This is a genomic window from Lentzea alba (assembly GCF_011067745.1).
In the GTDB taxonomy this organism is placed as follows: Bacteria; Actinomycetota; Actinomycetes; order Mycobacteriales; family Pseudonocardiaceae; genus Lentzea; species Lentzea alba.
Genome location: NZ_JAAMPJ010000001.1, coordinates 808,509 through 830,141 on the forward strand (window position 1 = coordinate 808,509; position 21,633 = coordinate 830,141).

Below are 21,633 nucleotides of genomic sequence, written 5' to 3' on the forward strand. Positions count from 1 at the left end.
AACCACGCGGTGGAATCGATTCCCCACAGCAGAAGCCGATATCCCCGACCAGTCGAGGGCACTGGATAACACCTCATTCCAACCTTCGCGCACCAACACTCGATCTGGCCAGACCGCCGAGCAAGTGATCCATTACTCCCGACTACCCAAAAGTGTTGCTCACTTGCACGACCCGAAACTCTTGGCACAATTCAGCACTCGCCCCCGGCAAATACTGATCCAACGTTGAAGGGAACCCGTGTCTCTGCGCGGCTATCTCCAGCTGGTCCGCGAACGCTGGCGGATCGTCACAGCGGGCCTCGCACTCGGCGCCGGCGCCGCGGCGGCGGCCACCTGGACCGTCACCCCTGACTACGAGGCGGAGGTGACGCTGTTCGTCTCGGCGCAGGACGTGAACGGCGACGCGGCCCAGGCTTACCAGGGCAGCCTCATGTCACAGCAGAAGGTGAAGTCGTACACGCGGCTGGTCACCAGCGGTCGCATCCGTCAGGACGTCGAACGTCGAGGGCTCGTGCCGGGACCGGACTCGATCCGAGCCGACGTCCAGCCGGGCACGGTGCTGCTGACGATCACCGCCACCGATCCGTCGCCGAGCCGGGCACAGCACCTGGCCGACGCGGCGGCCGAGGCGTTCAGCGGGCTCGTCGCTGAGCTGGAAAAGCCGACCGGCGGTGGTCAGCCCCCTGTCGCGGTGAAGGTGGTCGAACCCGCGAGGCTGCCGACCACGCCCGTGTCTCCCCGTCCGGTGAGCAACGGCGTCCTCGGTGTGCTGCTCGGGCTCGCCGCCGGTGTCGGTGCGGCGGTCGCGCGCAACGCGCTCGACACGTCGGTCCGGTCGGTGGAGATGCTCCAGGGCCTGCTGGCCGCACCGTCGCTGGGCACCGTCGCCTTCGATCCCGGCGCGGCAGCCCGTCCGGTGATCACGTATCCGCACGCCTCGTCGGCACGCGCGGAGTCGCTGCGGCGGATCCGGACCAATCTCCAGTTCGTCGATGTCGACCACCCCGCTCGCACGGTCGTCATCACGAGTTCCATGCCCGGCGAGGGCAAGTCGACGCTGACCTGCGATCTCGCCGTCACCCTCGCCGAAGCCGGGAAGACGGTGGCGGTGGTCGACGCCGACTTCCGCGCGTCCCGCATCGGCGACTACCTGGGCCTGGAGTCCGCCGTCGGCCTGACCAGCGTGCTGATCGGGCACGCGTCGCTCGAGGAAGCACTGCAGCCGTGCGGCCGCCGGGGCATGACCGTGCTCGCGAGCGGCCAGACCCCGCCGAATCCCAGCGAGCTGCTCGCCTCGCGGTACGTCGTGGACCTGCTCGAGCTGCTGGCGTCCCGCTTCGACGTCGTGCTCGTGGACACGCCGCCCCTCCTGCCCGTGACCGACGCCGCGATCCTGGCGAGCCGATGCGACGGAGCGGTCCTGGCCGTGCGGCACGGCAGGACGACGAAGCAACAGGTCGAGGAATCCGTGAAGGCCCTCGAAGCCGTGTCGGCACGACTGCTCGGCACGGTCATGACGATGACACCGAGGACTCGTCTCTGCGAGGCCTACCAGTACCGCCGCGCTGACGAGCCGGAAACCGCGCCTCTGCCGCGAACCCATGCCCACCGGGAGTACCGACCATGACCGTCTCCGAGCCGGCGCACCGGACGAGAAACACCCGACTTGCCGTGGTATCGGCGTTCGCGCTGTGCCTGACAGTCAGCGGACTGTGCCCGGTCGTCAGTCACGAAGGGCGAAAGATGCACCAGCTGCCATCGGTCTTCGCTTCACTCGACGAAGTGCGGCGTCCACCCAAGTGGACGGACGGCATCACGTTTCTGCTGGCGAGCAACGATCCCGCTCCGCACTCCGACCGCAGCCAAGTGATCATGCTCGTGCGGCTGTCGTCAGACAACAAAGCGGCGACCGTCGTGTCGATCCCACCTGACAGCTGGGTCCCGGTTCCGGGACACGGCGTGGCCAAGATGAGCTCGGTGTCCGCGTTCGGCGGACCCTCGCTGATGGTTCACACCGTGGAGACGCTCACCGGGATTCGGGTGGACCACTTCGCGACGACCGATCTCACCGGCTTCAGGGCGATGGCGCAGGTGGTGGGCGGAATCGACCGGGTCGATCCCAGCGTCGCCGATCCTGCCGAACGGCAACAGGAGGCGCTGCGAGCACTGATCTCCACGATCGTTTCGAGCGGGGTGCTGAGCAGCCCCAGCCGCGCACACGACTTCGCCGGCACGGTGAGCAGGTATGTCCAGTTCGACGACATCCTCACCATGAGTGCGCTGCAGTCCCTCGCCTTCAGGCTGAGGGAGTTGGACCCCTCCGCCGTCACGTTCGTGACGGCGCCGATCTCGGACGGCGCACGTGCCGGCCAGCTGTGGGAGGCGTTGCGACAGAACCAGATCACGCGCTACCTCGAAAGCACGCCGCAATGAGGAAGAGTTTCCGCATCTTGTTCGTGTGCACCGGCAACGTCTGCCGCTCACCCTTCGCCGAGTTGCTGACCCGGCACCTGCTCGCACAGCGGCTGCCGAGCGATCAGGTCACGCGCTTCGTCGTCACGAGCGCGGGAACTCAAGCCATGACCGGAGCGACGATGCACTCGCTGACCCGCGACCAGCTGCCCAGATGGGGCATGGAGCGGCTGGCCGGCGAGACGCACATCGCTCGCAATCTCGACCGGATCACCCTGGCCGCGGCCGATCTGGTGCTGACGGCGGATCGCGAACACCGCGCGGAGGTCGTCTCCACGCACCCGCCGCTGCTGCACTCGACTTTCTGCCTGAGAGAGTTCGCCCGCCTGCTGGCACCCGTGTCGCTCCGCCGCACCGGTGACGACCCCGTGCTCCGCGCACGAGCGGCGGTCTCGACCGCCGCACTGCGCCGAGGCCATGTCTCGTGGGTCAACAAGACCGACGACACCGTGCCCGATCCGTACGGCCGGGCACGCGGGGCGCATCACCAGAGCACGGACATGATCGGCGCCGCGCTGAGTGAGGTGCTCACCGCGATGTTCGACGCGTGAACAATCCGCCCGAACGGCGGCAGTTCTCGCGTTGCGCGAGCCGCCTCGCCGACGATACGCAATTACTGATCACCAGCAGGCGGCGCGCCGTCTTTTCCGAGGAGCACATGTGGCCACCGTGGTACCACTGTCACTGACCTTGGAGGTGGGCGGTCGCCAGTGCGTGACGCAGGTGTGGGCGCTGCAGACCGGGCAGGTGGCCGATGGCACGGAGCGGTGGCTGCTCGACGCCTCGGCCGTGCGGTGGCTGCTCGACCGGGTCGCCGACGGCGAGATCAGCCCCGAGCGTGCCGCTGAACTGGTGCAGCAGGTGTCCAGGTGGAACAGCGGCTGCTGCTATTGGTGCGACCTCGCCGCCCCCGCTTACCAGGAGGCGCTCCGCCGCCACCGGGACGCGCACGAGCAATGGCTGCTGCATCAACGGAGCATCACGCCGGGAACGCACCCGTACCTGCTCGAAGCCGGCACGGTGCACAGGTGGGACTGCGCGGCCGCGCCACCGGCTCGAGGCCCCGGCCATCCCGGGGCGGATCTGCACGCCTACGCGGCGTGGCACGGCCCGCTGGACGGAGACCTGGATCGGATCATGGCCGAACTGTGGGAGGAGACACGGGTGAGCAGGCGGATCACCGAGGCGGAACTCGACCAGTGGTTGCGGCTGCGCAACCACCACGCCGGCTCTCCTTGGTGCCCGCGGTGCTCGCCGGAGCTGACAGGCGAACAAGCGCCCGGTTAGCTCATGACTCCAGCACGCAACAGCTCCCCCGCACGACCGCCGGGAGACCGTCGGGCGCGCACGCCATCCGGCCGACGACCCGGATCCGGTGGCCACCGTGCTCCGGGGCCAGTCGCACCTCGACGTCCATCGGCTCTCCGCGCCGCAGCAGCGCGTGCCACTCGCCCGCCCCCGCTACCGCCGACTCGAGACCGGACTGAACGTCCGACCCCTCACCGAAGATCCGGTGCAGCCCGCTCGACACGATCAGCCTGCCGCTCATGAGATTGAGAGAGAACACCCCGAACCCGGCATCCGCCACGGCATCGACGGCGTCCGCGAACTCGAGCCGGTCCGCTGACGAACAACCGTCGCCAGTGACCGGTCGGCGCTCGCCCGCACCGGCGTCGGTCAGCCAACCCGGCAACCAGGTGCACAACACGGACTCGTCCACATGTGTGATGCGGACGGACACGCTGTGGGTCCGCGCAAGATCTGTGAGCGGATCAGGCGCTGCCGCAACGTGCTCGACGGGTTCGCCGGACCGGGACGCCTGCGCGAACAGCCTGCGCAGCAGCACTGCGGTGTCTTCCGGCACCAGTTGCCCGAGCGTCAGACCGACGACCTGATCGACCCCCAGAACGTCGATCGCGGGCTTGTTGCTCATTTTCACGCGATAATCCACAACATCGGGCAGATCGCCCTCGCGCTGAATCGGCGCCCAAACCAATGCAGCTTCCTGCATGAGATCGACGACCTCCTGCAAGCGCAGCCCATTAACCAAGATGTGTCTCGCCCCCTACCTGAGTAACCGCCGTGGAGCCACGCAAAGACTACGGTCCGCAGCGGTTGCCCACCTCAGCAGGAGGAAACTATGCATCAAAGCGTAACATTGGACCCACTAGGTCAAACTGCGGTGACAGATCGTCAATGAATTTCTGGTCGGATCCCGCGAGAACGCACTTCGACACTGATGTGCGTTAACCCGTTCGAGCGACAGTCGGGCACACCGCGCGATATGTCGAATGCTCGGCCTCTGCGGAACTCTTGAAGATCAGGCCACCAGCCGGTCGTCCGGAGGCACCGTGCGGCCGAGCTGGGCCAGTAGATCGGTGACCTCGCGCGCGGCGCCCGTGCAGTTGTCGCAGAGCGCCAGATGGTCGCGCACCCGCTGCCGCACGCCTCGACTCTTGTGCCCGGACAACAGCGCGGCCAGGTTGTCAACCGCCTCACGACAGGTTTCCTCGGCAGCGGCCTTCACATGCATCTGCACGTAGGCGAGCCGAAGCCCTTCACGGGCACGGAAAGCCAACGCGGCCACCGCGTTCGGACGCATGCCGAGCACGTCCGCCGCCGCCGACGTGCTGAGCCGCTCCAGCTCGAGCAGCACCAGCACGGTCCGCCACCGCACGGGCAGGCTGTCGAGAGCCTTGCTCGCGAGCTGGGCGTCCAGCCCTTCAGCGACGGGATCGCTCTCCTCGGTCGGCAGCAGGAGCTCGGTGACCTCCACGCGCCGGTCGACCATCCGGTCGCGCGCCAACTGCTTGTAGAACGTGGTGCGAACCGTGGTCAGCAGGTAAGCGCGGAACATCTCCGTCGGACCGCCGCCGGCGACAATCCGGTTGAACACCTTGACAAATGCGTCGGAAACGAGATCGTCGGCACCTTGTGAGGTGCCGAGGAGTTTGCACGCGAGTCCGTACGCATCCGCGAAATTCCTGCGGTAGAGCTGGACGAAAACCTCCCGGTCCCCGCCACGAGCTGCCTGCACGAGACCGGAGTCGATGTCGTCGACTTCGTCAGTCATTTCACCTGCCTCAGGTTTCCGATTCCCTCTCCGTCACCCCACCTGTGAGTGGCAAAGCTACAGCGAGCAGTTCACTCACGGAAGGCAACTCTCCGGAACGGCGAACTTCTCGCCCGACAGGTGATCACGAGGCGCCCTTGACATTGCCGTGCATCCCCAAAATTGCGTAGTGCCCTCACCCGTTCGAGTGGTCAGCTCCACGAGGGAGCCCGCTCGAACGCTGCACGGGAATCGTGTGAGCCGGACTTGCACACATGTTGTTGCCGTCCAACGTGCCCAGACTGATGACCGCGGCGCGTAGCGCCACCCGCAAACGGTCCACCTGAGCTGCGGACAGACGGATCGTCTCGCGGTCTGCGTTCTCCACGACCACGAACTGCTCGGTCAGCGCTACCACCGTAGTGGCGTTCCTGCCGCGCTCGTCGCGGCAGCGGACAGTCCACGAACGACGGCCGCCCGCCCGCAGGAAGAATCGAACCAACATTGACGACACCCATCCTTCGCGATGAAGACGAAACATCCACGACCTCCTCGAGACGCGACTCCAGAGATCACTTCGGCAAGAACGACAGCTCGTAGGCCCGCGCCACGGCGTGCGCGCGGTCCCTGGCGTCGAGCTTTCGCAGGATGTGACTGACGTGTGTACGTGCGGTCTCGGCGGTGATCTGGAGTCTCAGCGCGATCTGCACCGCCGTCCGCCCTTCAGCGATGAGTTGCAGCACCTCGAACTCCCTGCGCGACAACGACCTTCCGTCTGCCGTTCGCGCACCTTCCACCGAGGTGGCGAAGACCGCGAGTGCGGAGTCGATGTGGTGACCGACTGTCGCCGCCGCCGTGATGGCCTTCACCAACCGGTCGGGATCGGCGTCCAGCGGCACCAGTGCTCGAGCACCGTTGATGCGCGCCATGGCGATGCTGTCGGCGGTGCGAGCCTCCCGTCCGAGCAGCGCGACCACGGTGAGATCCCGGAACAGGCGGGTCAGCATCTGGCAGCGGTTCCAGCCGGGATCGATGGCGGAAGTGACGAGAACGACGTCGGGGTGCGCCGACTCGCACAGTTCGATGGTGTCACGGGTGCTGCTCACCGCATCGACCCACTCCAGAGCTGGGTGCGCCGAGACGACCGTCTGCACACCGTGTCGCAGCAGCGGCAGCGACTCGACCAGCGCGACTCGAAGCGGGCGCGGGCAGCTGCCTCCGGCCAACGGTATCTCTTTCGGACCTGCACCCATTTGTTCAACCCTTGATCGATGGTCTGTTCGAAACACCAAGCGACCGGACGCTGTGCACGACTGTGGCGTTGCTTCACCCACGCAACGCCATCGCGTGTGCACTCGTCCGAGTGACTGCGGAAACGTGCGATCACATATTCCGCTCAGCGCTTGCAGGCCCGGCACAGTGATCGTGCGGGTGACACTCACCGGCAGCATTTCCACCTGCCGGCCTCTCGAAGGCCGCCCTGTTATCGCTCACATCCGATCGGCAACATTGCCACACACCTGGCCACGTTGTAGTCGTGCGCGCCATTGTCGCTGTCCACGTCGGCGCGTCCGGCGAGCACAGGAGTGATGGTTCCGTTGAGACGCGTCACCTCGATGTCATCCGCTCGACCGGCCCGGGCGCTCCCAGATCAACGGCGACGCCTGCCCGCTTGTGAGCCCGAGGGCGACCGCCGCCGATCACGACGACTCATGCCGATCGCGTGGCTCATCCCCTCGCCTGAACGGCCGGAACGCCGCGAACACAACGAGCAGCACGACCGGCAGCACACCTGGCGCGGCCAGCAGAAAGTGCCACCACATCGTCAACGTGGTCAACCAGGAGGCGTCGCTCTCGGCCTTCACCACGGTCATCCCGCGGTTCACGTCGGCCCCGCAGGCCACCGACAGGTCCACAGCCGAGGCACAGGCGATCACCGTGATCTCCCCGCCCGCGGAGACCGTTCCCACCGCAGCATCCAGCTCGACCTGTGCCGTCGAGCCCGCGGCGACGTCGACGCGCCACTTCGTCTGGACAGACCCCTGCGTCTGACCGCTGCCTGTCCCTCCCAGCACGAGCGACGACGGCGTCGTGAGCGTCACCTCCAGCTGGTCGAGCCGCTGATCGGTGTTGTTGCGGACCTTGACCTGATAGGTGGTCGACAGCCTGTCGGTGACCGTCTCGATCCCGTCGTCCACGGTCAGGACCACGTCGTCATCCGACCCGCGGAGCGCGGCCAACGTGATCGTCAGAGCTGCGGCGAAGGCCATCGCGGATGCCACCCAACGACGGCCAATCCTCACGGGGATGGAACGTGAATCAGTCATCGAGCGGGCCTCCACCCGTTGCACGGCGAACTCTCCTCCCCCAGACCGCTCCGGGCACCCCCGATTGCGGACCCTCAGTCGTCCTCACCTGATCGTGCGATCGCCTGCATGTCCACAGTGGATCGACTTCCCTCAAGAGAGTGATCATTTCGAGATCCGATAACGCCCTGAGAGCCCTCAGCGATCGATGTCACAGGCGGCAAAGAAAGTCCCATGGTCCCTTTTGGAGTGATCTTGATCCAGCTACCCGACCACCCCCCGGCTCCTCTGCGCATGTGGTGGAGCCTCCCGAACTGGTGTCGCCTGCTGCCCGTGCTCGGTGGCACGCTGCTCGCGCCGATGGCGCTGGTGTCCGTGTCCACACCACCGATGTCGAACCTGACACCGGACATCGCGTTCACTCCGATGTCACCGGTGGGACCGGAAAGTCCCGTGAGCACGGCGAACCCGACGACTCCGCTCGCCCCGGCCCATCCGGTGACGCTCGCCGGCCAGGGCGCTCCGATCACACCGAGCGCCACGACCTCCGCGGTTCCCGCTTCGCACGCCTCCGCCGAACCGAGTCCTTCCGCTGCAGCAGCCACCGGATCACCGGTGCCGACCGGCACCGTCGCGACCGGCAGCACGACCACGACGTCCCCGGTCCCGGTGGCGGCACCCACCGCCAGCCCCCAGCCACTCCCGAACGACACCTCCACCACATCGATCCAAAGTGGACTACCGGTTCTGGACGCGCGGAAGGACAGCGTGCTCCTCGCCGACGAGCTCGTCAGAAGCGCGGCAATCAACGAGGCCTCATTCGGCGGGAGGAACGGATGAGCGGCGAGGACAACCGGATGGACAGCGCCGACACCCGAGCACTGCACAGGTTCCAGCGCGGCCCGTCCGCCCACCGCTGTCCGGCCGGGCACGGTGCCTTGCGGGTGTGGCCGGACGCGGACGCACCGTCCGGCGTGTGCCTGATCTGCACGGCATGCGGACACCGCGTGACGGTGGACGACACATCGCGCCCCGGGACCGCCGATGACGAACCGGCCGCACAGACTGAGACGGCTCCGGACGTGCGCCTGTCCGACGGCATCGCGCCACGCGGCCTCCGCCCCGACGGCACGGTGCGCACGACCGGCTGGGCGCAGTTCGGGAACATGCCGATCCCCACCGGTTTCCTGGCGGCGCTGGCCGCGTTCTCCGCCGCCGTGCCGCTGGCACCGGCGGCACCTCTGGTACCGGTCGTCGCTCCACCGATCGGGTATCTGGCTTGGAAGCTCGGCAGGAGGTGGCGGCCGGCCTCGCAGGCCATCAACACGCGCCGCGTCCCGATCGCGGCGCTCACCACGGGACAACAGATCCGCCTTTACGGCACAGCCGGTCCAGTCGGCGAGGTGAGCTCTGTCACCGCTTGTGCGACAGGACATCTCAAGGTGCGAATGGTCGGCGGCCTGGAGATTCTGCGGCGCCCCGAACAGCAGATCTGGCAGGTCGATCTGAGGAACTGACCCGTCGGCTCGGGTCACCGACGACTTCCGGCGGCGAGGACGGGCTTGCCCGGTGCACCAAGACGGCGTGCGCCGGGCAGCCGTCGTGCTCGCCACCCTTGATCCACAACGGGTTCGCGACCCACCGGCCTGCACGAAGAGTTCACCTGTTGCGGTGACTCCCCCGGCCGTAATCCGCTGATCATTCCCAGGTCTGTCACGTATGGACGAGTCCACACGACCGCCGGGTCGGCGGGACCGGAGGCATGACATGCGCACAAGGGAGCTCCGGACGACTCGATCCCTGTCGCGTGTGCTCGTCGCCTTTGTCCTGGGTACGGCATCGGCGACGGCAGTGACCGGCTCCGCCACAGCCGATGTCATCACCCCGTTCACCCAGGTGTACGACCAGGTCGTCTACGGCGACTTCAACATCATCGGCAACTCGGTGACGAAGTGCCCGGCCACGCCGTCGCCGCTCACCTTCGCCATGTGCGCGGACGGCGCCGGACGGACGGATCCGAACGCCGTCAACGACGAGTACCAGATGGCGTGGGCTGACGCCGACACCAGCTCAGCGACGTTCAACTCCAGTTCAGCGAGCCTGACCATTCCGCCTGGTGCGACGGTTGACCACGTCCGCCTCTACTGGGCAGGCAACACCGGCCTCTACACCGATGAGTACGGCGTGGTCATCTCGCCACTGTGCAGCGGCAACGCCCTCGTCGCCGGCCAGCTCGCGGTCACTCCTCCCGGGACGCCGCAGACACAACCGGTGAGCGTCCGGGTGGGTACCGGCACCGCCGTCTCCGTGGCCGCCCAGACGTTCGTCAACGAGCAGGCCGCCGAACCGACGGAGGCTCAGTACTACAGCGCGTCCGCCAACATCACGTCTCTGTTCTCCGCTGCCCCCACGGGATCCCCGCTCACCGTGACGGTTGGCAACGTCTGGACGCCACAGGGGTACAACTGCTTCGGCGGCTGGTCACTGACCCTCGTCTACAAGTATCCCCAACCAGAGCCGACCTATGCGCCGGTGCCGCGCGAGGTCTTCATCTACGACGGACACGTCCGTCAGGACAGCCTGCAACCCCCGACCACGGTGCCGATCAGTGGTTTCCGGTACCCCGGCGGCCCGTTGCGCGCCGGTGTCACCGCCTACGAGGGCGACTGGGGCATCGCCGGTGATCAGTTTCTGGTCAACGGGACCGCGGTCGGCGAGCCTTCCGGTACCGGAACAGGGAACTTCTTCGTCGACACCGCGGAGGGACAGGTCAATCCCAACGCACCCAACAACTTCTCCGTCGACGCCAAGGACTTCACGCTGCCGCCGGGCACGCTGCCCGTCGGAGCGACCAGCCTCGCCCTCCAGTTGAGCACCACCGGCGACTCGTATCTCGCCCAGCAGGTCGCGTTCTCCGTTCCGCTGCCCGCCCTGAACATCGCCAAGGAAGTGTGCGCTTCGAGCACGCCGGCGAACTGCGGCCCCGGCGGCACCGGTCCGTGGGCGGAGAACACCCTCATGCCAGCGGCGAGCACCGCGTACTGGCGCATCCGGGTGAGCAACCCGACCACTGTGGACATTCCAGGTGCGACGCTGAACGACCCGGCGGCACCGGCGTGCGCCACTGCGGCGGGGACGTTCGCGGTGCTCGCGGGCCAGACGGTGACCTTCCACTGCAACTCACCAGGCCTGACAACAGCGCTCGTGAACAGCGTGACGGCTCGCTTCGTGCCCCCCGGCTCACCTGTGGGCACGACACCGATCGACACCGCACCGGACACGGCCCGCGCCGACGTGCACGCGCTCACGATCGCCAAGCAGGTCTGCTCCTCGCTCGTCGCGGCGGACTGCGGAGCGGGCGGGGCAGGGCCGTGGGCAGAACTGGCGACGATCCCGGCGGGCACCACGGCCCGCTGGAAGATCACGGTGACCAACACCGGCAGCGTCGACCTCACCGGTGCCACGATCACCGACGTGGCCGAGCCCGGTTGCGCCACCGCGGCGGGAACGTTCTCCCTGGCCGCCGGTGCGTCCACCTCGTTCTACTGCTCGACCACGAACGTGGCCGCAGGGAACACGAACACCGTCACCGCGCAGTACGTTCCGCCGGGCTCCCCGGCGGGTGCAGCAGCCGTCGTGACCTCGCCGGACGACGCGCGCGTGCGGGTGTCCCGCCTGACCGTCGCCAAGGAGGTGTGCGGGTCGGTCCAGCCCGCCGACTGCGCCGCCGGCGGAACCGGGCCGTGGCAGGAGAACAGGACCGCGCCGACCGGCTCAGCGGTCCACTGGCGAATCACGGTGAACAACACCGGCGAAGCCGACCTGGCCGCGATCACGCTGAACGACAGCGGTGAGGTGACCTGCGTGACCGCCGCGGGATCGTTCGACCTGGCTGCGGGTGCCACCAAGGCGTTCTACTGCTCGACCACGAACGTCGTGGCGAACAAGACGAACACCGTGACCGCCCAGTACGTGCCTCCCGGCGCGGCGCCCGGCACCCTGCCGGTGCTGACCGCTCCGGACAGCGCAACCGTGAGCGTCTACGGGCTGTCCCTGGCGAAGGAGGTCTGCGCCTCGCTGAGCGCGGCGGACTGTTCCTCGGGCGGCCCCTGGGTCGAGACGGCGAACCTGCCCAGCGGGTCGACCGCGCACTGGCGGATCACGGCGACCAACACCGGCGATGTCGACCTGACCGGCATCACGCTGAACGATCCCGCGGAAGCATCTTGTTCCACGGCAGCGTTCAACCTGGCCGCGGGTGCGTCGGCGTCCTTCTCCTGCTCCACCGCCGACGTGACCGAGGGACGGACGAACACGGCGATCGCGTCGTTCACCCCACCAGGCGAAACCGCCGTGACCACGGCATCCGACTCCGCGAGCGTGAAGGTGACGAACCTGGTCGTGGTCAAGGAGGTCTGCGCCGGCACGGACTGCGGCGCCGGTGGCGCCGGTCCGTGGAAGGACACCTCGACGACACCGACCGGCTCCACCGCGTACTGGCGGATCACGGTGACCAACACCGGTGAGGCCGATCTGACCGGCATCACGCTGAACGACCCCACTGAGACGTCCTGTTCCACCGCACCGTTCACTCTCACCGTCAAAGCGTCGAAGACGATCCACTGCTCCACCACGAACGTCACGAAGAACACCACCAACACAGCGACCGCGCAGTACGTGCCACCAGGCGCGCCGCCGAGCACCGCGCCGATCGTGAGCGCTCCGGGCAGCGCGACCGCGAACGTGTACGGTCTCGTGCTGGCCAAGGAAGTCTGTTCTTCGCTCACCCCAGCGGACTGCGACTCAGGTGGTCCGTGGGTGGAAACGGCCAATCTCCCGCACGGTTCCACCGCGCACTGGCGGATCACGGTGACCAACACCGGCGGCGTCGACCTGAGCGGCGTCGTGCTGAACGACGCCGCCGAGCCGGGCTGCGCGGCGGCCTCGGGATCGTTCGACGTCAGCGCGGGCGGGTCGAAGACGTTCTACTGCTCGACGACGGACGTGACCGACAGCGTCACCAACACGGTGACGGCCACCTTCACGCCACCGGGCGGAAGTCCGCTGACCACGGCCCCGGATTCAGCGGCGGTGAACGTGACGAACCTGATCGTGACGAAGACGGTCTGCTCCTCACTGTCCGCAGTGGACTGCTCGGGCACTGCCGGGCCGTGGGCCGAGACGGCGAACCTGCCCAGCGGGTCGACCGCGCACTGGCGGATCACCGTGACCAACAACGGTGACGTCGACCTCGCCGACATCACTTTGACCGACAAGGGCGAACCAACCTGCGAACAAGCCTCGTTCGACTTGGCCGTGGGTGCGTCGAAGACGTTCTACTGCTCGACGGCCAACGTGACGACGGGTCGGACGAACACCGTCACCGCGCAGTACGTGCCACCCGGCTCCGGGGATTCGACGACGACCGAACCCGACTCCGCGACAGTCGTCGTGACGAACCTTGCTGTCAGCAAAGATGTCTGCACCGAAACCGACTGCGACGACGGCCCGTGGGGTGACACGGCGAGCCTGCTGACGGGTTCGACCGCGCACTGGCGGATCACGGTGACCAACACCGGTGAGGCCGACCTCACCGCCATCACGCTGAACGACCCCACCGAGACGTCCTGCTCCACCGCGCCGTTCGACCTCGCAGCCAAAGCGTCGAAGGCGATCCGCTGCTCCACCGAGAACCTCACGAAGAACACCACCAACACAGCGACCGCGCAGTACGTGCCACCAGGCACACCGCCGGACACCGAACCGGTGGTGACAAAGCCGGACGGCGCGACCGCGAACGTCTACGGCCTCAAGCTGGTGAAGGAAGTCTGCGCGGCGTTCAGCGAGACCCACTGCGGCCCAGGAGGTCCAGGACCGTGGGGGCTCGCCGCGAACATTCCGAGCGGCTCGTCGGTGTACTGGCGGATCACCGCCACCAACACCGGTGACATCGACCTCACCGGCATCACCCTGACCGACGCGAAGGAGCCGGGTTGCGACGCGGAGTTCGATCTGGCCGCGGGCGCGTCGACCTCGTACTACTGTTCGACCGCCAACGTGACCGGAAGCCTGAAGAACGAGGCCACGGCGTCGTTCGAGATGATGGGCTGGCCGGAGGAAGCGACCACGGACGCCGTCGCGGAGGTGAGCATCGCGGATCTCCACGTGGAGAAGGAGATCTGTGCCGCACTGACCGCGACGGAGTGCGCTACGGGCCCGTGGGTGTACTCGGCGACCGTGCCGAGGGGTGCCACGGCGCACTGGCGCATCACCGTCACCAACACCGGCGACGTCGACCTCACCGGCATCGTGGTGGACGATCCCAACGAGGCGTCGTGTGCCTCAGCGCCGTTCGACCTCGCCAAGAACACGTCGAAGACGTTGCACTGCTCGACAACGAACCTCACGAAGAAGACGACCAACGCGGTGACCGCGACGTACGTGCCGCCGGGGTCGCCACCGGACACCGCGCCGGTCACCACCGCTCCGGCCGACGCGACCGCGATGGTGTCCGACCTCCTGGTGCGCAAGGACATCTGCCAGTCATCGGCGCCGGAGGCGTGCGCGGAGACGGGCAGTGGGCCGTGGGCCGACGACCACGTCGTCGAGCGAGGCGGCACGGCACACTGGCGGATCACGGTGACGAACACCGGCGAAGTCGACCTCACCGGGATCGCGCTCCAGGACGCTGCCGAGCCGTCGTGCTCGACCAGCGGTATCGACCTGGCGACCGGCGCGTCGGTGTCGTTCACCTGCTCGACGACCAACGTCACCGCAGGCCTGACGAACGCGGTGGTCGGACGGTACGTGCCACCCGGCGCGCCCGCCGCCACTTCCCCGGTCGCCACTCCACCCGACGATGCTTCGGTGCGGGTGGCCGACCTGGCCACGCGCAAAGAGGTCTGCCTGACCGGCGACGCGACCACCTGTGACAGCTGGGGTGAGACAGCGACCGTCCACAGTGGTGAGACGGTCCGTTGGCGCGTCACCGTCGTCAACACGGGCGAGGTCGATCTCGCGGAGGTGACCCTGCAAGACCCGATCGAGCCCAGCTGCTCCGCGAGCGCCTTCGCACTTGCCGCGGGTGCGGAGAAGGCCGTGCACTGCACGACCACGGGACTGACGGCGGGAGTCGTCAACACGGCCACCGCCACCTACCTGCTACCCGGAGGAGGCTCTCCCATCGTGACCCTCCCGGACTCGGCGAGTGCCGACGTGTCACCAGCGTCCGCACCACACACCACCCCACCGCTCGCGGTGACCGGCGATGACGTCTGGCACCTGATCGCCATCGGCCTGCTCCTGGCTGGGTTGGGCGTGGCCCTGCGGCTGCTCGCTCGGAGGCGGACTTGATGACAGGAGGCGGCCAGGTTCGTGGTGGTCGGCGTGCCGGCGGAACGGTGACCGGCCCGGCGCAGCACAGCGATCCGGCTCCGGAGGTGAATTCGCCGCAACCGTTGTGCAACCGGGAGTGACCGGGTCGCGCTACTGGAGGCCTCGAACCTTGTGACATCGAAGCGGTCGATGTTGACAAGGGAGTCTCAGTGATCACAACGCGTGTGGTGGCGGCAGCGGCGACGTTCGGTATCGCGGTTCTCGGTGTGCTCGGTACGGCCGGCGTGGCGGGCGCGTCGGCCGCCGAGGGCGAGATCCGGCCGGTGCCGGGCGCCACGGTCGTGGGCGACCGCTACATCGCGGTGTTCAAGGACGGCCACGGCGGCGCCGCAGGCGAGCTGGCGGGCCGGTTCGGTGGCAAGGTCCGCACCACCTGGACCTCCGCCTTGCACGGTTTCTCCGTGGAGATGACCGAGGCCCAGGCCCGGCGGCTGGCCGCGGACCCCCGCATCGCCTACGTGCAGCCCGTCACCGAAGTCCACATGAGCGACACCCAGACCAGCGCGACCTGGGGCCTGGACCGCACCGACCAGCGCACCCTGCCCCTGGACGGCAAGTACAGCTATGGCGCCACCGCCAGCAACGTGACCGCCTACATCCTCGACACCGGTATCCGCACCGGCCACGCCGAGTTCGGTGGGCGGGCGCGGGTCGGGTTCGACGCGATCGGCGACGGCTACAACGGGCAGGACTGCCAGGGCCACGGCACCCACGTCGCGGGCACCGTCGGCGGCACCACCTACGGCATGGCCAAACAGGTCAAACTCGTCGCCGTGCGGGTCCTGAACTGCCAGGGCTCCGGGACCAGTGAGCAGATCGTGAACGGCATCAACTGGGTCACCCAGAACGCCGTCAAGCCCGCCGTGGTCAACCTCAGCCTCGGTGGTGGCGCGAACTCCGCGATCGACCAGGCCGTCCGCACCTCCATCGCCTCCGGCCTCACCTACACCGTCGCCGCCGGCAACGGCAACGCGCAGGGCGTGCAGCAGGACGCCTGCACCGTGTCCCCCGCCCGTGTCAGTGAGGCCATCACGGTCGGTGCGGTGGACAAGACCGACACCAAGGCCTCCTTCTCCAACTACGGCACCTGCGTCGACCTGTTCGCCCCCGGCGTCTCCATCACCTCCGCCACCTACACCAGCAACACCTCCACCGGTGCCATGAGCGGCACCTCCATGGCCACCCCGCACGTCGCCGGCGCCGCCGCCCTGCACCTCGCCACCAACCCCACCGCCACCCCCGCCCAGGTCCGCACCGCCCTGGTCAGCACCGCCACCACCGGCCTCGTCCGCAACGCCGCCACCGGCTCCCCCAACACCCTGCTCTACACCGGCACCACCCAGACCACCCCCGCCCCGGCCCCGGCCCCGGCTCCCGCTCCGGCTCCGGCTCCGGCTCCGGTGGTGTTCGCCAACACCACCAACGCCGCCATCCCCGGCACCGGCACGCTGACCAGCCCGATCACCGTCACCGGCCGCACCGGCAACGCCCCCACCACCCTCAAAATCACCGTCGACATCAAGCACACCGCCCGCGGCGACCTGCAACTCGACCTCATCGCCCCCGACGGCACCACCTACCGACTGCGCAACGCCACCCTCACCGACACCACCGACAACCTCACCGTCACCTACACCCTCAACGCCTCCACCGAACCCGCCAACGGCACCTGGAAACTCCGCATCCAAGACCACTACCGCACCACCGACACCGGCTACCTCGACGCCTGGCAACTCAACTTCTGACACCCACCCCACCACCGCCTCGACCACCCCGCCCGGCTACCAACACTGGTAGCCGGGCGGGGGCTTTTCCGTGCCAGTCCGCACGATGGATGAGCACGCGTGCGACGGACCAGGACCTCACGAACTCGACATGTGCTCGCGTGCGCCGGCCTCGTCTGAGGCCCCTGCTCCGGTCAACGACCTCCGGAGTCGGGCCAACGCGCGGTGCTGCGCGACCCGGACCGCACCTGGTGTCGATCCGACTGCCTCGGCGGTCTCCTCGGCCGACAGCCCCATGATCACCCGCATCACGACGATCTCGCGGTGCTTCTCCGGGAGGACGCGCAGGAGCTGAGCCATTTGTTCGGACAGCTCGCCCTGCAAAGCCCGCTGCTCCGGATCGGCCACGATCTCAGGGGTGTCAGGAACGTCAGGGACGAGCTCGGAGCGGTTCCTGGCGGCGGCCCGATGCACATCGGCAACCTTGTGCGCCGCGATGCCGTACACGAACGCCAGGAACGGTCGTCCCTCGTGGCGAAACCTGGGCAACGCCGTGAGCACCGCGATGCACACCTCCTGGGCCACGTCCTCCGCCGAAGCGACGGATCGCTCCTGCCTGCCCACTCGGGCCCGGCAGTACCGCACCACCAGGGGAAGAATGCTCGCCAGCAGGCGCTCGATGGCCTGACGGTCACCTTCGACGGCCGCAGCCACTTCGACCTGCACGCCTTCCCGGGCCACCGCGTAGCCCGCACGCTGGTGCTCGGTCTGCGTGCGCGGGGCTGGGGGATGTACCTCGACTTGCGTTGCCGCTTCGACGGCGCGGCGGTCGAGCCAGCTGCCGGCTCCGCGTTCCCCGTCGGTCGTAGGAGGTGCCTCCTCCGAGGGCTGCCGCCGCGATGTGGAACCCGAACCGGGCGAAACCGCTCCTCGACCGAACATCCCGACCTCCACAACCCGTGGCGGAAATCGGACCTCAACCGGGACGCGGTCCGCCATGCCGCTATGTCCAACAGCGGCCCGACGGACGCGAATCTGACCCAAATGTGAAAACCTTTCCGCTCCGTGGTCGGTTGAACACTCACGGATACCGGATGAGGCGCTTTGACGGCGCGATCGCTGACCGCGCTACCAACGCGTCGGACCCCAACGCCGATGGCTGGTGTGCGGCGTGGAACCAGGCGACCCGAGATCGGTCTGTTCGGTGCGCGCGGGCCAGGTGACGGAACCTGTCCCGCGCGGCCGTCGTCTGCCGCGCCTGGCCTGACCTGAGGCTCAGCGCGACCCGGCGCCTGTCATCAGCGCAGTTGGTACACCACGGCGACGTCGATCTCCTCCTTGATCTCACCCGGCGCCATTGGCACCGAAGCGTCCGCGGCCTGCGCCGTCAAGATCGGAATCGGCGACGCGCCACTGGAAGCGGCTTCGTTCACGGACACCAGGTCACCGAGCCTTCGACCGCTGAGCTGGGCGTATTGGGCAGCCTTGGCGCGCGCGTCCTTGAATGCGGCAGCGCGGGCCCGGTGGCGCAGCGGCGCACGGTCTTCGATGTCGAAGGCCACCCCGTTGATCCGCCCGGCGTCCCCGACCGCGTCCACGGCGGCGCGAAGGACCTTCCCGGTCTTCGTCACGTCTCGCACCTTCACGGAGAAGGCCTGACCGGCCTGGAAGCCCGCCAGGAACGAGTTGTCGGACTGGTCGTACTCGTAGACCGGGTTGAGCCACATGCTCTCGGTTCGGATGTCGCGATCGGCCACACCCTCGGCGTGCACTGCGTCCAGCAGTGCACGCGCGGCAACGGCATGTGCTTCCAGGGCTTCCGCGGCAGTGGATCTCCTGACCTCCACGCCGACGCTGATGACAGCCAGATCCGGTACTGCCGATGCTTCGCCGTGTCCACCGACAGCGACCGTGCCCGACTCGGTCGCCTGTGCGGGAATGGACATGGCGATCAGGCATGCCACAGTGAGTACACCTGCCCAGAGGAAGCGTCTGAGCGCCGGGGTGTGAGAGCTGCTGCCTTGGTCGAGGGAAATCACGACAACCGAGTCCTCTCCGAGAGTGCCGTACGGAATGTTCGAATAGCCAGCATCAACCACGACCAGGCTCTGGATAAACATCGATTGGCGCCCCAGAACTGAATGAGTGAAAGATCGCCACGATTGAGTGAGCCTATCTGGAAGTGAGGGGACCGGCCTTGATGCAGCACTCAGGAGCCCATCGAATCAGCCCACGCCACCAGGAACGCACAATGCACCCGTCAGGCCCGACTGCTCCACCGGAGTGAATTGGGCAGGACCGAAACCTGCTGCCCCGCAGCCTGGCGCTAGGGGATGGATGGAGGCTGCGCCCTCCGGCAGAGACTCCATTGGGTCTGCGACCTGCGGGAACACGATCTCTCGGGCAGCCAGCAGCCAGCCACTTCCCCCCTGGCAAGGAGATACCTGGTGTCACTTACAAGATGAGCTCTCAGTCCGCAGCCATATTCCGAGAGAGAGAGCTCACCTGCCCGCGATATGCCGACGAAGAGAGTGAATATGATTCACGCTGAGGCGATGACCACGTTTTGGCGATTACAGAGACTGTCCGCGAGTTCACCTTTCGCCACAGCTCGCCAGGGGCACAACTCGTCAGCCCACCAGGATCGGATCAAAGGTCTCCGGTTGTCTGGACGCATCGGCACCGAGTTCAGGCGTCTGGTGCGCCTGAACCTCCGCTCGAACGATCTTGACGAGCCGACGAGCAGACGCGGAGCCGATTGTCAGCCGGGCGCGGAGCACTTCGGCGGAGATCTCGCGTTCGTCCCTGACGACCTCAACGAGCGCCTCGGGACCTACACGACTACTGGCTGGACCCCTCAAGATCCTTTCGTCAGTAGCTGTGGACCTACACCGAGGGCGACGAGGACCGTGCCCGAACCCTGATCACGGTCCTCGGTGCCTCGAAGGTCGAGGCAATCCTCAAGTACCTGGCCGCCGGCTATTGGGAGCGCTACCTCGGCTGGCCGATCTGCTCACCTGGAAGCAGGAAGGCCCGATCGCCACCGAGCCGATGTTGATCGAGGTGAAGTCGAGGGGTGATCGTCTCAGCGACGACCAGCGGACGTGGATCACGCTGAACCACCAAACGCTCCATCTCCCGTTTCGCATCGTCAAGGTGCACCGAACCGAGCGGCTGACTTTCAACTCTGACAGCCACACCCGATCACCATCGTCGCCTCCACCGCAGTGACGTTCCAGCCGGTGATTCTTCGCCCGACGTGCAACAGGCGGTGACACCGCAACACGTACCTGCCTCCTGCGCCAGGCAACTCAAGGTGAGATCTCGACGCCGAGAGGCTCGACCGCATGGACGATCGCGGACCGCATGCCGTCAGCGGCTCCGAAGATCAGCATGATTTCAACATCTCTGAATCTCTGAAGCCCGCGGCGCGCAGGCCTTCGCGGTACTCGGTGAAGGTGAGGACCGGCACCGTCTGCATCTCTGCCGCTGATCCTGCGCGGCCACCGCGGAACCGTGAACGCCGCTGCCTTCAGTCCGGACGGCCGCCAGCTCGCGAGCGTCAGCGAGGACGGCACGGCTCGCCTCTGGGACTCGGCTCAGCTGGGCGACCCCGAGGTGCTGCGCGGCCACGAAGGCGCCGTGTGGGCCGCGGCCGCCACTGCGGACGGCAGGCTGGTGGCGGGCGCGGGCGCCGACGGCACCGTCCGGATCTGGCAGCGGGGAAGTGCCGGGGAGCCGACTGTGCTGCGCGGGCACGACGGCGATGTCTTCGGCCTTTCCTTCAGCGCCGACGGCCGATATCTGGCCAGTGCCGGCGACGACGGCACCGTGCGGGTCTGGCCGGTCGGGAGCGCGCACAAACCGGTGGTGCACCGCGGCCATGACGGCAGGGTGTGGACGGCCGCGTTCAGCCCGGACGGCAGCCGTCTGGTCAGCGGCGGCAACGACGGCACCGCACGCGTCTGGAACACGGCGGGCACCGGCGAGCCGGTCGTGCTGACCGGTCATCAGGGAATCGTGTGGAGCGCGGCGTGCAGCGCGGACGGCCGGCAGGTCGTGACCGCGGGCAACGACACGACCGTCAGGGTCTGGAAGTCCTCAGGCACCGGCCCTCCTGTTGTCCTGCACGGCTTCGGCGCGTCGGTGGAGAGTGCGAGGTTCGTCGCCGCCGGTCACTTCGTCAGCGCCCACGACGACGGCACGGTGCGGGCCTGGGAGCGCCTGCCCTGCCGGCCGATCGACGAGCTGGTTGAGCGGTCCCGTCAGCAGAGCACGCGGGAGCTGACCCGCGAGGAGCGGGACAGCTACCTGAACGGCCAGTAGAGCCTTGCGCAGTTACGCGGCTGGGCGGCCACCACGGCAGGCGGCCGCCCAGGGCAACTGGTCAGGTCCTCGTTCGCGACCGAATTTGTCTACGCAAAAAGAACTGATCAGTTCTTTTTTGATGGCACGAGGAGGTGCCAGCCGAGCGACTCAACGGAGCCCCACTCGACCACAGGTACGCCTCAGGCTTGAAATGTCTGCAAGCTGACAGCAGGCCACCCATAGATGATGCCGCCCCAGTCAGGCAGCAACGCCGCCAAGGCCGGAGTTAGAACTAGAGCCAGTGCGACGGCCACGGCGAGTTGTTTCACGACCCGGAAGGCTACACACCATGGAGCCGGGACATTCCATTGGGCCC

16 protein-coding genes and 1 pseudogene are annotated in these 21,633 nt (G+C 67.6%); 10 read left to right on the forward strand and 7 right to left on the reverse strand.

The features are described from left to right. Nucleotides 1-238 precede the first annotated feature (238 nt). From G7043_RS03840 to G7043_RS03855, 4 genes are all read left to right on the forward strand, one after another. Nucleotides 239-1,627, forward strand: a complete 1,389-nt coding sequence (locus G7043_RS03840) for a polysaccharide biosynthesis tyrosine autokinase (RefSeq protein ID WP_166043883.1) — start codon at nucleotides 239-241, stop codon at nucleotides 1,625-1,627. 155 nt (nucleotides 1,628-1,782) lie between these two features. Further along, the gene (locus G7043_RS03845) at nucleotides 1,783-2,433 is read left to right on the forward strand and encodes an LCP family protein (RefSeq protein ID WP_166043885.1); all 651 of its coding nucleotides are present in this window, start codon (nucleotides 1,783-1,785) and stop codon (nucleotides 2,431-2,433) included. After that, entirely contained in the window at nucleotides 2,430-3,023 is a 594-nt protein-coding gene (locus tag G7043_RS03850) for an arsenate reductase/protein-tyrosine-phosphatase family protein (RefSeq protein ID WP_166043887.1), read from the forward strand. The genes G7043_RS03845 and G7043_RS03850 overlap by 4 nt, the downstream gene beginning before the upstream one ends. 109 nt (nucleotides 3,024-3,132) lie before the next feature. Then, complete coding sequence (locus G7043_RS03855) at nucleotides 3,133-3,759, forward strand: hypothetical protein (protein ID WP_166043888.1); 627 nt, start codon at nucleotides 3,133-3,135, stop codon at nucleotides 3,757-3,759. A gap of 1 nt (nucleotide 3,760) precedes the next feature. Here G7043_RS03855 and G7043_RS03860 read toward each other — a convergent pair whose 3' ends face one another. The 5 genes from G7043_RS03860 to G7043_RS03880 all read right to left on the reverse strand — a co-directional run bounded on the left by G7043_RS03860 (nucleotide 3,761) and on the right by G7043_RS03880 (nucleotide 7,794). Then, nucleotides 3,761-4,405, reverse strand: a complete 645-nt coding sequence (locus tag G7043_RS03860) for a hypothetical protein (RefSeq protein ID WP_166043890.1) — start codon at nucleotides 4,403-4,405, stop codon at nucleotides 3,761-3,763. Between the two features lie 387 nt (nucleotides 4,406-4,792). Next, nucleotides 4,793-5,545: an RNA polymerase sigma factor gene (locus G7043_RS03865; RefSeq protein ID WP_166043892.1), complete on the reverse strand. Its 753-nt coding sequence runs from the start codon at nucleotides 5,543-5,545 to the stop codon at nucleotides 4,793-4,795. Nucleotides 5,546-5,720: 175 nt separating this feature from the next. Next, on the reverse strand, nucleotides 5,721-6,029 hold the full coding sequence (locus G7043_RS03870; protein WP_166043895.1) for a hypothetical protein: 309 nt from the start codon (nucleotides 6,027-6,029) through the stop codon (nucleotides 5,721-5,723). Between the two features lie 67 nt (nucleotides 6,030-6,096). Next, nucleotides 6,097-6,750 carry a response regulator transcription factor gene (locus G7043_RS03875; protein ID WP_166043897.1) on the reverse strand — a complete coding sequence of 218 codons (654 nt, stop codon included), beginning with the start codon at nucleotides 6,748-6,750 and terminating at the stop codon, nucleotides 6,097-6,099. A 474-nt stretch (nucleotides 6,751-7,224) separates the two neighbouring features. Next, the gene (locus tag G7043_RS03880; protein WP_166043899.1) at nucleotides 7,225-7,794 is read right to left on the reverse strand and encodes a hypothetical protein; all 570 of its coding nucleotides are present in this window, start codon (nucleotides 7,792-7,794) and stop codon (nucleotides 7,225-7,227) included. Nucleotides 7,795-8,124: 330 nt separating this feature from the next. On the opposite strand from G7043_RS03880, the gene G7043_RS03885 reads away from it, so the two are divergent. The 4 genes from G7043_RS03885 to G7043_RS03900 all read left to right on the forward strand — a co-directional run bounded on the left by G7043_RS03885 (nucleotide 8,125) and on the right by G7043_RS03900 (nucleotide 16,970). Further along, nucleotides 8,125-8,670, forward strand: coding sequence for a hypothetical protein (locus G7043_RS03885; RefSeq protein WP_166043901.1), 546 nt, complete (start codon nucleotides 8,125-8,127; stop codon nucleotides 8,668-8,670). Further along, nucleotides 8,667-9,347 (forward strand): hypothetical protein, encoded by a 681-nt coding sequence (locus G7043_RS03890; RefSeq protein ID WP_166043904.1) that lies wholly within the window; start codon nucleotides 8,667-8,669, stop codon nucleotides 9,345-9,347. The genes G7043_RS03885 and G7043_RS03890 overlap by 4 nt, the downstream gene beginning before the upstream one ends. Before the next feature lie 250 nt (nucleotides 9,348-9,597). Beyond that, on the forward strand, nucleotides 9,598-15,183 hold the full coding sequence (locus tag G7043_RS03895) for a DUF7617 domain-containing protein (protein ID WP_207310548.1): 5,586 nt from the start codon (nucleotides 9,598-9,600) through the stop codon (nucleotides 15,181-15,183). A gap of 191 nt (nucleotides 15,184-15,374) precedes the next feature. Further along, nucleotides 15,375-16,970, forward strand: a complete 1,596-nt coding sequence (locus tag G7043_RS03900; protein WP_313887685.1) for a S8 family peptidase — start codon at nucleotides 15,375-15,377, stop codon at nucleotides 16,968-16,970. A gap of 117 nt (nucleotides 16,971-17,087) precedes the next feature. On the opposite strand, the pseudogene shbA reads toward G7043_RS03900, so the two are convergent. Both shbA and G7043_RS03910 read right to left on the reverse strand, forming a co-directional pair. Then, nucleotides 17,088-17,732 (reverse strand): annotated as a pseudogene (shbA, locus tag G7043_RS03905) (RNA polymerase sigma factor ShbA); the annotation flags it as partial. A gap of 515 nt (nucleotides 17,733-18,247) precedes the next feature. Continuing rightward, nucleotides 18,248-18,913 (reverse strand): SIMPL domain-containing protein, encoded by a 666-nt coding sequence (locus G7043_RS03910; protein ID WP_207310549.1) that lies wholly within the window; start codon nucleotides 18,911-18,913, stop codon nucleotides 18,248-18,250. A gap of 916 nt (nucleotides 18,914-19,829) precedes the next feature. Here G7043_RS03910 and G7043_RS50325 point away from each other — a divergent pair. Further along, nucleotides 19,830-20,180, forward strand: a complete 351-nt coding sequence (locus G7043_RS50325; RefSeq protein ID WP_390827094.1) for a VRR-NUC domain-containing protein — start codon at nucleotides 19,830-19,832, stop codon at nucleotides 20,178-20,180. A gap of 264 nt (nucleotides 20,181-20,444) precedes the next feature. Further along, a complete protein-coding gene (locus G7043_RS03920) occupies nucleotides 20,445-21,275 on the forward strand; it encodes a WD40 repeat domain-containing protein (protein WP_242641972.1) in 831 nt (276 codons plus the stop codon). Nucleotides 21,276-21,633: the final 358 nt, after the last annotated feature.